Annotated in this window: 15 protein-coding genes; 10 read left to right on the top strand and 5 right to left on the bottom strand. The window is 62.2% G+C overall.

Annotated features, from left to right (window positions below; translation table 11 throughout):
- Positions 1 to 48 precede the first annotated feature (48 nt).
- Positions 49 to 1,260, top strand: coding sequence for a response regulator (locus JKA62_RS12635; protein ID WP_039772982.1), 1,212 nt, complete (start codon positions 49 to 51; stop codon positions 1,258 to 1,260).
- A 27-nt stretch (positions 1,261 to 1,287) separates the two neighbouring features.
- Here JKA62_RS12635 and JKA62_RS12630 read toward each other — a convergent pair whose 3' ends face one another.
- Positions 1,288 to 2,277, bottom strand: a complete 990-nt coding sequence (locus JKA62_RS12630; RefSeq protein WP_011331901.1) for a GGDEF domain-containing protein — start codon at positions 2,275 to 2,277, stop codon at positions 1,288 to 1,290.
- A 145-nt stretch (positions 2,278 to 2,422) separates the two neighbouring features.
- Positions 2,423 to 3,607: a delta-9 fatty acid desaturase DesA gene (desA, locus tag JKA62_RS12625; protein ID WP_011331902.1), complete on the bottom strand. Its 1,185-nt coding sequence runs from the start codon at positions 3,605 to 3,607 to the stop codon at positions 2,423 to 2,425.
- 146 nt (positions 3,608 to 3,753) lie between these two features.
- Here desA and dibA point away from each other — a divergent pair, with 146 nt between their 5' ends.
- The 6 genes from dibA (at position 3,754) to JKA62_RS12595 (ending at position 9,961) form a co-directional block, all read left to right on the top strand.
- Positions 3,754 to 5,673, top strand: coding sequence for a phosphodiesterase DibA (dibA, locus tag JKA62_RS12620; RefSeq protein ID WP_041475103.1), 1,920 nt, complete (start codon positions 3,754 to 3,756; stop codon positions 5,671 to 5,673).
- Positions 5,674 to 5,863: 190 nt separating this feature from the next.
- Positions 5,864 to 6,046 (top strand): sulfur starvation response protein OscA, encoded by a 183-nt coding sequence (gene oscA, locus JKA62_RS12615; protein ID WP_007952821.1) that lies wholly within the window; start codon positions 5,864 to 5,866, stop codon positions 6,044 to 6,046.
- Positions 6,047 to 6,178: 132 nt separating this feature from the next.
- Entirely contained in the window at positions 6,179 to 7,192 is a 1,014-nt protein-coding gene (locus JKA62_RS12610) for a sulfate ABC transporter substrate-binding protein (protein ID WP_011331904.1), read from the top strand.
- Positions 7,193 to 7,263: 71 nt separating this feature from the next.
- The gene (gene cysT / locus JKA62_RS12605) at positions 7,264 to 8,082 is read left to right on the top strand and encodes a sulfate ABC transporter permease subunit CysT (RefSeq protein WP_007952818.1); all 819 of its coding nucleotides are present in this window, start codon (positions 7,264 to 7,266) and stop codon (positions 8,080 to 8,082) included.
- A gap of 13 nt (positions 8,083 to 8,095) precedes the next feature.
- Complete coding sequence (gene cysW, locus JKA62_RS12600; protein WP_011331905.1) at positions 8,096 to 8,968, top strand: sulfate ABC transporter permease subunit CysW; 873 nt, start codon at positions 8,096 to 8,098, stop codon at positions 8,966 to 8,968.
- Between the two features lie 3 nt (positions 8,969 to 8,971).
- Complete coding sequence (locus tag JKA62_RS12595; protein ID WP_064592629.1) at positions 8,972 to 9,961, top strand: sulfate/molybdate ABC transporter ATP-binding protein; 990 nt, start codon at positions 8,972 to 8,974, stop codon at positions 9,959 to 9,961.
- A gap of 123 nt (positions 9,962 to 10,084) precedes the next feature.
- Here JKA62_RS12595 and JKA62_RS12590 read toward each other — a convergent pair whose 3' ends face one another.
- Positions 10,085 to 10,609: an Mpo1 family 2-hydroxy fatty acid dioxygenase gene (locus tag JKA62_RS12590; RefSeq protein ID WP_201817987.1), complete on the bottom strand. Its 525-nt coding sequence runs from the start codon at positions 10,607 to 10,609 to the stop codon at positions 10,085 to 10,087.
- Positions 10,610 to 10,694: 85 nt separating this feature from the next.
- On the opposite strand from JKA62_RS12590, the gene JKA62_RS12585 reads away from it, so the two are divergent.
- Entirely contained in the window at positions 10,695 to 11,378 is a 684-nt protein-coding gene (locus JKA62_RS12585) for a Crp/Fnr family transcriptional regulator (RefSeq protein WP_201817985.1), read from the top strand.
- Positions 11,379 to 11,413: 35 nt separating this feature from the next.
- Here the strand turns inward: JKA62_RS12585 and uraH are convergent, their stop codons facing one another.
- Complete coding sequence (gene uraH, locus JKA62_RS12580) at positions 11,414 to 11,824, bottom strand: hydroxyisourate hydrolase (RefSeq protein WP_064592647.1); 411 nt, start codon at positions 11,822 to 11,824, stop codon at positions 11,414 to 11,416.
- A 16-nt stretch (positions 11,825 to 11,840) separates the two neighbouring features.
- The gene (locus JKA62_RS12575) at positions 11,841 to 12,323 is read right to left on the bottom strand and encodes a GlcG/HbpS family heme-binding protein (RefSeq protein WP_201817982.1); all 483 of its coding nucleotides are present in this window, start codon (positions 12,321 to 12,323) and stop codon (positions 11,841 to 11,843) included.
- A gap of 136 nt (positions 12,324 to 12,459) precedes the next feature.
- On the opposite strand from JKA62_RS12575, the gene JKA62_RS12570 reads away from it, so the two are divergent.
- On the top strand, positions 12,460 to 13,140 hold the full coding sequence (locus JKA62_RS12570) for a heavy metal response regulator transcription factor (RefSeq protein WP_011331911.1): 681 nt from the start codon (positions 12,460 to 12,462) through the stop codon (positions 13,138 to 13,140).
- A complete protein-coding gene (locus JKA62_RS12565; protein ID WP_201817980.1) occupies positions 13,130 to 14,518 on the top strand; it encodes a heavy metal sensor histidine kinase in 1,389 nt (462 codons plus the stop codon). Before JKA62_RS12570 ends, JKA62_RS12565 begins: the two co-directional genes overlap by 11 nt.
- Positions 14,519 to 14,551 lie beyond the last annotated feature (33 nt).

The raw sequence follows: 14,551 nt of genomic DNA, 5'->3' as shown, positions 1-14,551 counted from the left end.
GAAACGCCAGCATTGGCTAAGGTTCAAGCATTGCAAGGGAGGGCGAGCATGACGGCCGTCGATTTACCCGCTGTACCAAGAGTCCTTATTGCCGAGGCCGACCCGTGGTCTCGTGACCTGCTCAAACAAGTGTTGCTGAATGTGCGTTGCGACGCGCGGCTGGATCTGTGCGCCGATGGCCAGGAGGCAATGACGCTGCTCAGCGAAGTGCCCTATGACCTGGCGATCGTCGACTGGGAGTTGCCCGGCGTCGATGGCTTGAACGTGTTGCGCAGCGTGCGCCAGCGCAAACGCAACCCGCCGCTGCCGTTCATTCTGATGAGCAGTCGCAACGACAGCGCCAGCGTGCGCGAAGCCTTGCCGCTGGCGCCGACAGCCTACCTGGCCAAACCCCTGAACATGGAAAGCCTGACCGAGCGTTTGCAAGGGCTGCTGCTCAATGCCGGCGAGGAAGTATTCTGTGAAGTGCCTGCACTGGCGCCAGGCATGACCCTCTCGGTGTTCCTCGAACGCCGCCGCGAGCAGGCCGACGGCGCACCGCTGATGACCGACGTGCAGGTGGCGGTCAAGCGCAGCCTCAATCCCAACGGCTTGGACCTGAAGCTGCTGGAAGAGGAAATCCGCACCGATCCGCAGATCACCGCCGTGTTGATCGCCGCCGCCAACAGCGCCGCCCAGCACCATGGCGCGCCGGTGCAGACCCTGGCGCAGGCGCTGCATCGACTGGGCACCGGACAGAGCATGAATCTGATTCTTGGCCTTGCACTCAAACGCAGCGCCCGGCTCAGCGACCCATGCCTGGCGGATTACGCCGAGCGCTATTGGGGCCTGTCGCTGCACACCGCCGAGTACGCCCGTACGCTGGCGCGGCTGCTCGATCTGGATCAGGAGCGCTGCTACTGCGCCGGGATGCTCCATCGCCTCGGCGATCTGGCGTTGCTGCGTTGTCTGCAGGAGTGGAAGCAGGCCGGCGGTGAGCTGGATGAACTGGAGGAAGTCGGCGATGCGCTGGCGGAATTCGGTGCGGCGTACGGTTCGGCGTTGCGCACCCGCTGGCGGTTGCCGCTGGAGCTGCGCGAGCTGATTGCCTCGGTCTACCAGCTCGGTGGCGGGGTCTATTCCCGCGAGGCGCTGGTGATGAACATGGCGGCGCAGATGGCGCGGCTGACCGAGCATGAGGGCGTTGAGGAGCTGGCGAAGAGCCGCACGGCGCGGTTGCTCAAGATCGGCCTGCCGGAGCTGATGCGGATGCGCAAATAGCGGTTTGATTGCGCATCCGGTCGGGAATCAGGCGGAAATGATCCGGTTCTTGCCCTGCCGTTTGGCCTCGTACATCGCTGCGTCCGCGCGGGCGAACAGGGTGTCGAGGCTTTCGTCTTCCGGGGTGAGGCTGGTCAGGCCCTGGCTGACGGTGATGCCGAAGGTCTGATCGGCGTGATTGAAGCTCAGCCGCTGAATTTCCCGTTGCAACCGTTCGGCCACCTGCATCGCCATGTCCGGCGCACAGCCCGGGAAAACCGCCGCAAATTCCTCACCGCCAATCCGCCCGAACAGGTCGCCCCGACGTAGCGAGGCGCGACCGCATTCGGCGATCCGTTGCAGCACATTGTCGCCCTCGGGGTGGCCGTAGGTGTCGTTGATCACCTTGAAGTCATCGATGTCCAGCAGCAGGAACGCCATTTGCGCGCCTTGCAGGCGGGCTTGTTCAAATTCCCGGTGGGCGCATTCGAAGAAGTGCCGGCGATTGCTGCTCTGGGTCAGCACGTCGGTGGTGGCCAGGCGCTGGAGCTCGGTTTCCATCTGCTTCTTGTCGGTGATGTCTTCGGCGATGCCGACGATGATCACCGGTTGCCCTGGTTCGTCCTGACGGTTGATGAAGCACTTGTCACTGATCCAGCGAACCTGGCCGTCGGCGGCGATGATCCGGTATTCGCGGTCTTCTACGGCGCCTTTATGCAGCACTTCGGCGAGGCTGCGTTCGGCGTATTCCAGATCATCCGGGTAGATGCTGTCGCGCCACTGGTTGTAGTCGGCCAGCAACAGGCCGGCGGAACGACCGAAGATCCGCTCGTAAGCGGGGCTGACGTACAACACCTGACGGGTTTCCCAGTTGAAGGCCCAAAGCACGGCGTTGACGCTGACCAGCAGCGAACTGAACAGCTGCTCGCGTTCGCTCAGTCGGGCGACTTCGCCCTGGGCGTGCATCAATGCCATCAGGGTTTGCGCGGCCTCGGGCCACTGGGGAGGGGATGAGTCTTTTTGATTGTTGTTGACCATCGACACGAATCTCAAAGGGCGTGCCGATCAGTCGACAACGGCCACGGGAAAGCCCGCCGGGGGTGGCGAAGTGTCTTTGAGATAGGGGATCGGGGGTGAAGTTCCGAAGGGTGCGCACGGGAACCGGGCGCACCGATCAACGGCATCAGACGGCGGCAGGGCGTAGCGAGTAGGTTTTCAACTGGTCGGCGAATTCACGCAGGGACTGGATGCCGCTGGCCTCGGCCTCGTGTACCCATTCCTTGATGGCGGCGAGCATGTCGTGGCCATTTGCGCTGGTCTTGACCCAGATCTGCTGCAGGGCCAGACGTTTCTCGTAGATTACCTTCAGCGCCTGACTGTGCTCGAGCATGCTCTGGATGCGCGCGTGGTGGCGATCTTCCAGCAGGCTGGTTTCCCGCGACAGCAGACGTTTGGCCCGGTGGAACTGGTGGCGTACGGAATGATCGACCTTGGCCAGTTCCTGCTTGACCAGCGGGCCGATCACCAGCTTGCGGTACTGGGCCATGATCTGGAAGCGGTTGTTGAGGATCGCCATGGCGGTGTCCATGTCCAGGCTGCCCTTGCCTTCGACGCGGTGGGCGATCGGGGCGACCCGTTGCACCTTGGCCAGACGCAGGAAGCTGAAGACCTGGATCCAGGCCCAGCCGAGGTCGAACTCCCACTTCTTGACCGACAGCTTGGCCGAGTTGGGGTAGGTGTGATGGTTGTTGTGCAGCTCTTCGCCGCCGATCAGGATGCCCCACGGCACCAGATTGGTCGCCGCGTCGCGGCATTCGAAGTTGCGGTAGCCGACGGCATGGCCGAGGCCGTTGACCACACCGGCCGCCCAGACCGGGATCCACATCATCTGGATCGCCCAGATGGTGATGCCGATGGTGCCGAACAGCAGCAGGTCGACGACGGCCATGATCGCCACGCCCAGCAGCCGGTAGCGGCTGTAGAGGTTGCGCTCGATCCAGTCTTCGGGGCAGTTCTTGCCGTAGATGCGCAGGGTTTCCGGGTTCTGCGCTTCTTCGCGATACAGCTCTGCGCCTTTGCACAGGACGGTGGACAGACCCTTGACGACCGGGCTGTGCGGGTCGTCTTCGGTTTCGCATTTGGCGTGGTGTTTGCGGTGGATGGCAGTCCACTCGCGGGTGTTCTGCGCCGTGGTCAGCCACAGCCAGAAACGGAAGAAATGCTTCAGCCCGGCATTCAGCTCCAGGGAGCGATGGGCCGAGTAGCGGTGCAAGTAGACCGTGACGGCAACGATCGTCACGTGGGTCATCACCAGGGTGACGGCGACCAGCGACCAGGCCGACAAGCCAAGAAAACCTTCGTACCACATAGGCTATAGGGCCCTCGATAAAGAAAAAACAGCCGTTGCATTATCACCAAGCACACAGATAAAACCAGTCGCCCTTTCAGATAAGATATGGCTGGATGTTTCTTGACCTATAATCCCGACATTTTTGTAGGGACATGGACGGCCGAATGTCTGCCACTTACCGCGATGCCTTGCGTGCAGCGCTGCTTTACCTGGTCCTTGCCGTGGTCTGGCTGCAAGGTACTGGTTATTTATTGAACAGTTTCTTCGATAGCTCTGACGAGTTGCTGCGCTGGCAACTGATCAACGGCTACCTGTTCGTGGCGCTCAGCGCCGGGTTGATCTTCCTGGCCCGGGCGCGGCTGTTCGAATGCCTGGGCATCGGCGCCCGATTGCGTGAACGCCAGGCAGATCGCGAACGCCTGCGTCAGGCCGCTGCGGTATTCGATTGCACCCGCGAAGGCGTGCTGGTCACGGACCGGCAGGGGCTGATCGTGCACGTCAATCGCGCGTTCATGGAAATCACCGGTTATCAGCGCGATGAAGTCATCGGCCAGCAGCCCAGCCTGTTCAAGTCCGGGCATCATCCGCCGGGGTTCTATCAAGCGATGTTCGCTTCTTTACAGGCGCGGGACGAATGGAGCGGCGAGATCTGGAACCGGCGCAAGAGCGGTGAAATCTACCCGCAATGGCAGACGATCCGGGTCATTCGTGACGATGACAACCGGCTCAGCCATTACGTCGCGGTGTTTTCCGACATCAGCGCAATCAAGGATTCCGAACACGAACTCAAGCACCTGGCCCACCACGATCCGCTGACTGACCTGCCCAACCGTCTGCTGTTCAGCGACCGCGCCGAACAGGCGCTGGCATCGGCGCAGACCCACAAGCGCGGCTGCGCGCTGCTGATGATCGATCTGGACCATTTCAAACTGATCAACGACAGTCTTGGCCACACTATCGGTGACCGTTTGCTCAAGGCGGTCGCCGCGCGTTTGCAGGCGTTGTTCGGGCCGGGCATCACCCTGGCGCGGCTGGGCGGCGATGAATTCGCGGTTCTGCTGGAAAGTTGTCCACAGCCGGCACAGGCGGCAGCGCTGGCTCAGCGTATTCTCGATGCGCTCAAGGAGCCGTTCTGCCTCGACGGCCATGAACTGTTCATCAACGCCAGCCTCGGCATCAGTCTGTTTCCCAGCGATGCGCTGAGCGCCGAACAGCTGTTGCGCAACGCCGATGCGGCGCTGTTCAAGGCCAAGAGCAGCGGCCGCAATGGCTACGCGCTGTACACCGAAGAGCTCACGGCTCACGCCCAGCAGCGGGTCGAAATCGCCTTCGAGTTGCGCCGCGCGCTGGAGCAGCAGGAACTGCGGGTCTACTACCAACCGGTGCACGACCTGCAAACCAGTCGCCTGATCGGCGTCGAGGCGCTGGTGCGCTGGGAGCATCCGCAGCGGGGCCTGGTGTCGCCGGCGGAGTTCATCCCGATTGCCGAGCGCACCGGGCTGATCTCGGAGATCGACGCCTGGGTCATGCAGCAGGCCTGCCGGCAGATGTGCCAATGGCAGCAGGCCGGGGTGGTGCTGTCGTTTGTCGCGGTCAACGTGTCCTCGCGGTTATTCGCTCGCCGCGAGTTGTATCAGCAGGTTGCGCAGGTGCTGCACGAGACTGGCCTGGATCCGGCTTATCTGGAACTGGAGGTCACCGAAAGCGCGGTGATGGACGATCCGGAAGTCGCGCTGGAGCAGATGCATCGGCTGCGCGAGCTGGGCATTCGTCTGGCCATCGATGACTTCGGCACCGGTTATTCGTCGTTGCTGCGGCTCAAGCGCCTGCCGGTGCAGAAGCTCAAGATCGATCAGGGCTTCGTCGCCGGCCTGCCGTGGGACGAGGACGACGCTGCGATCGTCCGGGTGATCATCGCCCTGGCCCGCAGCATGGGCATGCAGGTGCATGCCGAGGGCATCGAGCAGGTGGAACAGGCGGCGTTCCTGCTGGGCCAGGCCTGTGATCTGGGGCAGGGCTACTGGTTTGGGCGGCCGGTCCCGGAAGCGCAAATCGACTGGAACCGGGCGCCCTTGATCGGTTGATGAGGGCGTACGGCGGGTTTGCCGGCGGGCAAATCCGCCGCAAACCCTTGCTGCATCACATAATGTTTTCCAGTTATATAAACATTCTTAAATAGTCTTTTTAAGAATATCCGCGCCTCTCTTATATTGCTCCCACGCCGAATGCAGTGCCGCCCACTGCCAGGCATATCCCATACAAAGGAGCAGCACCATGAGCGCATCCCTGCGTAGCGTTGACGGTCAGGACGAAAGCACCATCTTGCGCGAAATCCAGAGCGCCTTGCGCGACCTGCGTTTCGGCGCGGTGGAAATCACTGTGCATAACGCCCAAGTGGTCCAGATCGAACGCAAAGAGAAATTCCGTCTGCAGCAACCGGGTAACAAACCGGCCTGATTCGTAGTCTGCGGCAGCTCCTGCGGGGAGCTGTTGGCAGAAGCTGCCACAGGCTGCGGTCGTTGAACGAGCAACCCGATTCCAGCAATCCATAAGAAAAAGCCACCACCAAGAATTCCAGGAGCTTTCACCATGTCGTCGATTCGCCGTTACGCTTTGGCCGCCCTGGCCAGCGCTGTGTTTGCCGGTTCCGCGGTTGCCAAGGATTACGAACTGCTCAACGTGTCGTATGACCCGACGCGCGAGCTGTATCAGGATTACAACGCCGAATTCGTGAAGTACTGGCAGTCGGAGCACGCCGGCGACACCGTGAAAATCCAGCAATCCCACGGCGGTTCGGGCAAGCAGGGCCGTGCGGTGATCGACGGTCTGCGCGCTGACGTCGTGACTCTGGCCCTGGCCGGCGACATCGACGAAATCGCCAAGCTCGGCAAGACCCTGCCGGCCGACTGGCAGAAGCGTCTGCCGGACGCCAGCACTCCTTACACTTCGACCATCGTTTTCCTGGTGCGCAAGGGCAACCCGAAAGGCATCAAGGACTGGGGCGATCTGATCAAGAACGACGTCTCGGTGATCACCCCGAACCCGAAAACCTCCGGCGGTGCACGCTGGAACTTCCTCGCGGCGTGGGCCTACGGCCTGAAAGCCAATGGCGGCAACGAAGCCAAAGCCAAGGAATATGTACAAACCCTGTTCAAACACGTACCGGTTCTGGACACCGGCGCCCGTGGCTCGACCATCACCTTCGTCAACAACGGTCAGGGTGACGTGTTGCTGGCCTGGGAAAACGAAGCGTTCCTGGCGCTGAAAGAAGACGGCGGCAAGGACAAGTTCGACATCGTCGTGCCTTCGCTGTCGATCCTCGCCGAACCACCGGTGGCGGTGGTCGACAAGAACGCCGAGAAGAAGGGCAACGAGCAGATCGCCGAAGCCTACCTCAAGCACCTGTACAGCCCGGCCGGCCAGGAAATCGCGGCGAAGAACTTCTACCGTCCGCGTGACAAGGACGTGGCGGCGAAGTACGCCCAGCAGTTCCCTAAACTGGAGCTGGTGACCATCGACAAGGACTTCGGCGGCTGGAAAACCGCGCAGCCGAAATTCTTCAACGACGGTGGCGTGTTCGACCAGATCTATCAGGCGCAGTAATCTGAAATAGGTCATAAACGAGCCCCGATTTAACCGTCGGGGCTTTGTGCGTTCTCAAACCAAGGACTTTTATGTCGCGTCGTATCTCCCCCGTCATACCCGGCTTCGGGCTGACGCTGGGCTACACCTTGGTGTACCTCAGCCTGATTGTGCTTATCCCGCTGGCGGCGATGTTCGTCCACGCCGCCCAACTCACCTGGGATCAGTTCTGGACGATCATCTCCGCGCCCCGCGTCCTCGCCGCACTGAAGCTGAGCTTCGGCACCGCGCTGTGCGCCGCGATCATCAACGGCATCATCGGCACGCTGCTGGCGTGGGTGCTGGTGCGTTACACGTTCCCGGGGCGCAAGGTGATCGACGCGATGATCGATCTGCCGTTCGCCCTGCCGACCGCGGTGGCCGGTATTGCCCTGACGGCGCTGTACACGCCGACCGGGCTGGTCGGGCAGTTCGCCGCTGACCTCGGTTTCAAGATCGCCTACACCCCGCTCGGGATCACGTTGGCGCTGACCTTCGTGACCCTGCCGTTCGTGGTGCGCACGGTGCAGCCGGTGCTGGCCGACATCCCGCGTGAAGTCGAAGAAGCGGCGGCGTGCCTGGGTGCCAAACCGTTGCAGGTGTTCCGCCACATCCTGCTGCCGGCGCTGTTGCCGGCCTGGTTGACCGGTTTTGCCCTGGCGTTTGCCCGGGGCGTTGGCGAGTACGGTTCGGTGATTTTCATCGCCGGCAACATGCCGATGAAAACCGAGATCCTGCCGCTGCTGATCATGGTCAAGCTCGACCAGTACGATTACACCGGCGCTACCTCCATCGGCGTATTGATGCTGGTGGTTTCCTTCGTCCTGTTGCTGCTGATCAACTTGCTGCAGCGGCGCATCGAAACCCCATAAGGAGGCGCGAACCATGTCCCAATCGTCTATTGCGGCCGCGTCCTCGGCCAACGCCGCCCGCCGTGGCAGCGCCACTTCGCGGCGGATCCTGATCGGCCTCGGCTGGCTGATTTTCTTTCTGTTTCTGCTGCTGCCGCTGTTCATCGTGGTGTCGCAGGGATTGAAGAATGGTCTCGGCGCGTTCTTCACCGCGATCTTTGAACCGGATGCCTTGTCGGCGCTGAAACTCACCGTGATTGCGGTGCTGGTGTCGGTGCCGCTGAACCTGGTGTTCGGTGTCAGCGCCGCGTGGTGCGTGAGCAAATACTCGTTCCGCGGCAAGAGTATGCTGGTGACGCTGATCGACCTGCCGTTTTCGGTATCGCCGGTGATCGCCGGTCTGGTCTACGTGTTGATGTTCGGCGCCCAGGGCCTGTTCGGGCCGTGGCTGCAGGATCACGACATCCAGATCGTCTTCGCCCTGCCGGGCATCGTGCTGGCGACGATCTTCGTCACCGTGCCATTCGTGGCCCGTGAGCTGATCCCGCTGATGCAGGAACAAGGCACTCAGGAAGAGGAAGCCGCGCGCCTGCTCGGCGCCAATGGCTGGCAGATGTTCTGGCATGTGACCGTCCCCAACATCAAATGGGGCCTGATCTATGGCGTGGTGCTGTGTACTGCGCGGGCCATGGGTGAGTTCGGTGCGGTGTCGGTGGTTTCCGGGCACATTCGCGGGGTGACCAACACCTTGCCGCTGCACGTCGAGATCCTCTACAACGAATACAACCACGTGGCCGCGTTCGCCGTGGCGAGCCTGTTGCTGATCCTGGCGCTCTTCATCCTGCTGCTCAAGCAGTGGAGCGAAAACCGTATCAACCGCCTGCGCGCCAGCGCCGCGGAGGAATAATTCATGTCGATCGAAGTGCGTAACGTCAGCAAGAATTTCAATGCGTTCAAGGCGCTGGACAACATCAGCCTGGACATCCACAGCGGTGAACTGGTGGCGCTGCTCGGCCCGTCCGGCTGCGGCAAGACCACCTTGCTGCGCATCATTGCCGGTCTGGAAACCCCGGATAACGGCAACATCGTGTTCCACGGCGAAGATGTGTCCGGCCACGACGTGCGGGATCGCAACGTCGGTTTCGTGTTCCAGCACTACGCCCTGTTCCGCCACATGACGGTGTTCGACAACGTCGCGTTCGGCCTGCGCATGAAACCAAAAAACCAGCGCCCGAACGAAAGCCAGATCGCGACCAAGGTTCACGAGCTGCTGAACATGGTGCAACTGGACTGGCTGTCGGATCGTTATCCGGAGCAACTGTCCGGCGGCCAGCGTCAGCGTATCGCCCTGGCCCGTGCCCTGGCGGTAGAGCCGAAAGTGCTGCTGCTCGACGAGCCGTTCGGCGCCCTCGACGCCAAGGTGCGTAAAGAGCTGCGCCGCTGGCTGGCGCGCCTGCACGAAGACATCAACCTGACCTCGGTGTTCGTCACCCACGATCAGGAAGAAGCGATGGAAGTGGCCGACCGCATCGTGGTGATGAACAAGGGCGTGATCGAGCAGATCGGCTCACCGGGCGACGTCTACGAAAACCCGGCCAGCGATTTCGTCTATCACTTCCTCGGCGATTCGAACCGTCTGCATCTGGGCGATGACAACCACGTGCTGTTCCGCCCGCACGAAGTGTCGCTGTCGCGGCATGAACTGGAGGATCACCACGCCGCCGAAGTCCGCGATATCCGGCCGCTGGGTGCGACCACGCGGGTGACGTTGAAGGTTGAGGGCCAGGCTGATCTGATCGAGGCGGAAGTGGTGAAAGACCACGACAGCCTGACCGGGTTGGCCAAGGGGGAGACGTTGTTCTTCAAGCCGAAGGTCTGGCAGAAAGTCGCCAGCCTTTGATCTCGCTCGTTCCCACGCTCTGCGTGGGAACGCCGCTATGGACGCTCCGCGTCCACAGTGACGCGGAGCGTCACGGTATGCATTCCCACGCAGAGCGTGGGAACGATCGAGCCGGGCAGTTGTTCAGACCGCCGCACGATTCGGATTGACCCGCACCACACCCGCTCGCGCCTCGATCTGCTCTTTCAGCTCATGCCGCATCCCGAGCAGGAACGCCAGTTCGGCCACCACAAACAGCGGCCCGACAATCAACCCGCTCAAGTCATCGACAAACGCCGGTTTGCGCCCTTCATAGTGGTGCCCGACAAACTGGATCACCCAGCCAATCACAAACATCGCCAGACCGCTGCTGAGCCAGACCATGGTGCTCTGCTGCGCCAGTACATGCCCGGCCCAGACCGACAGCCCCATCAACACGGTCATCAACACCCCGAGTTTCAGCTCCAGGCGCAGGTAAAACCACGCCGACGCAAGGGCAACAATCACCGCCGGGGAAATCCACAAACTGCCCACCGACCATTCCGGTCGCGACAACAGCACGGCCACCGCCACCACAATCAGCGGAATCCCGATAAAGTGGCTGGCGATGTTGCGCGGGTCACGGTGGTAAGCGGCGTATTGACTCAAATGATCGACGAGGCTTTTCATTGTTGTTCCTCCTGTAGGGTGATCGAATCATGCCCCGGGTTCACGGCTCGCTCTGTCAGGCAGGCGACAATCTTTCGGAGAACGCATGGATAAGGTCTGGCGCGAGCGCCTGCTGACCGGGCAATGGTTCAGTCATCTGCCCTCGTCCTTTCAGGATAGTCTGCTGGCGGCAACCAAGGAGCGGCGGCTGACGGCGGGGCAGCGGCTGTTCCAGCGCGGTGATGCGCCGTGCGGGCTGTACGCGGTGCTCGATGGCGCAGTGCGCATCGGCGCGGTCAGCGAGCAGGGCAAGGAGGCGTTGCTGAGTCTGGTGGAGGCGCCGCACTGGTTCGGCGAAATCTGCCTGTTCGACGGCCAGCCGCGCACCCACGATGCCTACGCGGTCGGGCCCTGCACGCTGCTGAACATTCCCCAGGCCACACTGCTGCAACTGCTCGATGAGCGACCCGTTTACTGGCGGCACTTGGCTCTGCTGATGAGCCACAAACTGCGCCTGACCTTCATCAACCTCGAACAGCTGAGCCTGCTGCCGGCCCCGGCACGTCTGGCTCATCGCTTGCTGATGATCGCCGAGGGCTATGGCGAACTGGACCCGCCGCGCCGCGTGCTGCAACTGCCTCAGGAGCAGTTGGCGTCGATGCTGTCGCTGTCGCGGCAGACCACCAACCAGATCCTCAAGGAGTTGCAGGGGCAGGGGATTATCGGCTTGAGTTATGGCGAGATCGAAATCCTCGACGCTGTGCGACTGCGCGCGCTGGCGACCCTCTGAAGAACACGGGTTTCCCTGTGGGAGCGATGTTGTTTTTACGAACCGCGATACGTCGAGAAGCCATAAGGGCTGAGCAGCAGCGGAATGTGATAGTGCTGGTCCGTCTGCTTCACTTTAAAGATCACCGGAATCTCCGGAAAAAACGTCTCGTGCTTCGCCTTCTCGAAGTACTCGCCAGTCTTGAACACCACCCGATACTCACCGGCCTCGAACGGCTTGTTCGCCGGGAACAGTTCGGCGATCCGTCCCTGTTCATTGGTGGTGCCCTGCGCCAGCGGCTGCCAGTCCTGGCCGACATGACGTTCCAGCGTCACGTTGATGCCCGGCGACGGCAGGCCGTTTTCCAGATTGAGTACGTGTACGCTCAGCGGGTTGCCGGCGGCCAGCGCCAGGCTCGAAAAGGCGCTCAATCCAAGCGCGGTGAAAGTCATGCGCAGTGGGGTCATGGTGATGTTCCTCGGTTCAAGTACGGTTGATGGACAGGCCGACGATTTCGGCGGCCTTGATTGCGCAGGTTTCGTCCTGTTCGCCACCGCCGGAACCGGCCACGCCCATGGCGCCGACAAGTTCTTTCCCGGCAAACAAAGGGATGCCGCCGCCGAGCAACAGCAACTCATCGAGGGTGTTGAGGTTGGCGGTTTCCGGGTTGTTGCGGGCGCGCTCGGCAAACAATCGGGTCGGGGATTTCGTCGATAGCGCGGTGTAGGCCTTGCGTTGGCTGGCGGCGGTGTTGTGCGGGCCGATACCGTCGCCGCGCAAGGTCACCAGCAGGTTGCCGCCACGGTCGAGCACCGACACCGTGGCGGTGCAGTTTTCCAGCGCCGCGTCGGCCAGCAGCCGCGCGGTTTTCAGATCGAGATCGGCGTGACGGGGCAGCTCAGGCGTGGCGTGCGCCGCGCCGCTGAGGCCGATCGCGAGGCTGGCAAGCAGGTATTTGACGGACATGGGCAGGCTCCAAAAGCGAAGGCCACCACCTTATCCGCCGGTCCCCGTCGAAACCTCGTCAGTCGGATTACAAGTTTGTAATGGGCAACGTCGCCGAAGGCGCCTAGCCTGTGTCTCTGATCAATCGAGGTGTGCCATGCGTTTGCTGGTCGTAGAAGATGAAGCCAAAACCGCGAACTTCATCGCCAAAGGGCTGGGAGAGTCGGGTTTTGCCGTGGACGTGGCGCTGAATGGCCTCGACGGTCGCTACTTTATTGAGCAGCAGGAATATGACCTGATCATCCTCGACGTGATGCTGCCGGGCCTCAACGGCTGGCAACTGCTGCAGCTGATCCGCCAGCGCGGCGCCACGCCGGTGCTGTTCCTGACGGCGAAGGACGCCATCGAAGACCGCGTGCGCGGCCTCGAACTGGGGGCCGATGACTATTTGCTCAAGCCGTTCGCCTTCGCCGAATTGCTGGCGCGGGTGCGCACGTTGTTGCGGCGCGGCCCCCTGCGTGAAGCCGAGTCGTACAACATCGCCGACCTGGAAATCGACGTGCTGCGCCGCCGGGTCAGCCGTGGCGGCCAGCGCATTGCCCTGACCAACAAGGAATTCGCCCTGCTGCATCTGCTCGCCAGCCGCCAAGGTGAGGTGTTGTCGCGCACGCTGATCGCTTCGCAAGTGTGGAACCTGAATTTCGACAGCGACACCAACATGGTCGAAGTCGCGGTGCGCCGGCTGCGTTCGAAAGTCGATGATCCGTACATGCCCAAGCTGATCCATACCGTGCGCGGGGTCGGCTATCAACTCGAAGCGCCCGACGATGCGCGCTAGATCCATCGCCTGGCGCCTGGCCCTGGCGTTCGCTGTCGTCTGTGCGCTGGTACTCAGCGCGATTGGCGTGTTCCTGTATCGCTCGCTGGCCTCGGAAATCGCCTGGCGCGACGACATGGCCTTGCTCGGCCGTCTGGAACAGGTGCGCGCGCTGCTCGCCGACAGCGACAGCCTCGACGCCTTGCAGGCGCGGCCACGGCTGTACCAGAACATGCTGGGCAACCTCGACAGTCTGCTGCTGGTGCAACGCGCGGACGGCTCGAATGTGATCACGATCAACCCTCGCCAGCGCGCACTGCCGCCGGTACAGGCCATCCCCCGGGATCAACCGCCGCAACGCCGCGATGTGCTGACCTGGCAGGCGGCGGACGGTGTCGAGTTGGCCCTGTTGTCAGGTCAGGCCCAGGGGCCGAACGGTGAAGCGCTGACCGTGATCGCCGGCAAGATCTTGAGCGAACGCGAGCAGATGCTCGGCAGCTATCGCCTGCGCTTGTATCTGGCCGTCGGACTGGGTGCCGTGCTCGCCTTCACGCTGGGCCTGGTGCTGTTGCGCCGAGGTTTGCGGCCTTTGCGCAAGTTGAGTGAAGCGCTGCGCGGCATCGACCTGCGCAGCCTCGACCAACGCGTTCCCACCGCCGGCACGCCGGCGGAATTGCTGGAGCCGGTACACGCGTTGAACGGCATGCTCGTACGGCTGGACGACGGCTTCCAGCGCCTCTCACAGTTTTCCGCCGACCTCGCCCACGAAATCCGCACGCCCCTGCACACCTTGCTCGCCAGCAATGGCCAGGCACTGAATCACCCGCGCAGCAGCACCGAGTATCAGGAAGTGCTGGCGTCGAACATGGAAGAATTCGAACGGCTCAAGCGCATGGCCGAGAACCTGATGTTTCTCGCTCGCGCAGAGCAGGCTGAACGCGCGCTCGATCTGCGCACGCTGAAACTGCACCAAATCGGCGAAGAGTTGTGCGACTACTTCGAAGCTCTGGCCGACGACCGCGGAATCCGTCTGGAAAACACGTTCAGCGGAGAATTGCTGGCGGATCAGCAACTGCTGCAACGCGCCTTGGGCAACCTGTTGGCCAACGCCGTACGCCATGCCGATGCCGGTTCGGTCGTCAGCCTGCGCCGACGCGATGAACCAGGCCTGTGCTGGCTGCAAGTCCACAACCTCGGCCCGGTCATCGCGTATGAGCATCTGGGCAAACTGTTCGACCGCTTCTACCGCGTCGACCCGTCCCGCGCGGAGCCGGGAGACTCAGGCGGATTGGGACTGGCAATCGTGCAGTCGATCATGCGGTTGCATGGTGGGCAGGTGCGGGTCAGCAGTGGTGCAACGGGTACGGTTTTTGAGCTTGGATTTGTAACCCGTCGCTAATCGACCCGCACATGCCGTTTTATATGAGCTAGA

The organism is Pseudomonas sp. B7 (genome assembly GCF_016735645.1).
GTDB classification, from domain to species: Bacteria; Pseudomonadota; Gammaproteobacteria; order Pseudomonadales; family Pseudomonadaceae; genus Aquipseudomonas; species Aquipseudomonas glycinae.
The sequence above is the reverse complement of the archived record's forward strand: the minus strand, read 5'-3'. Positions and strand labels throughout refer to the sequence as shown.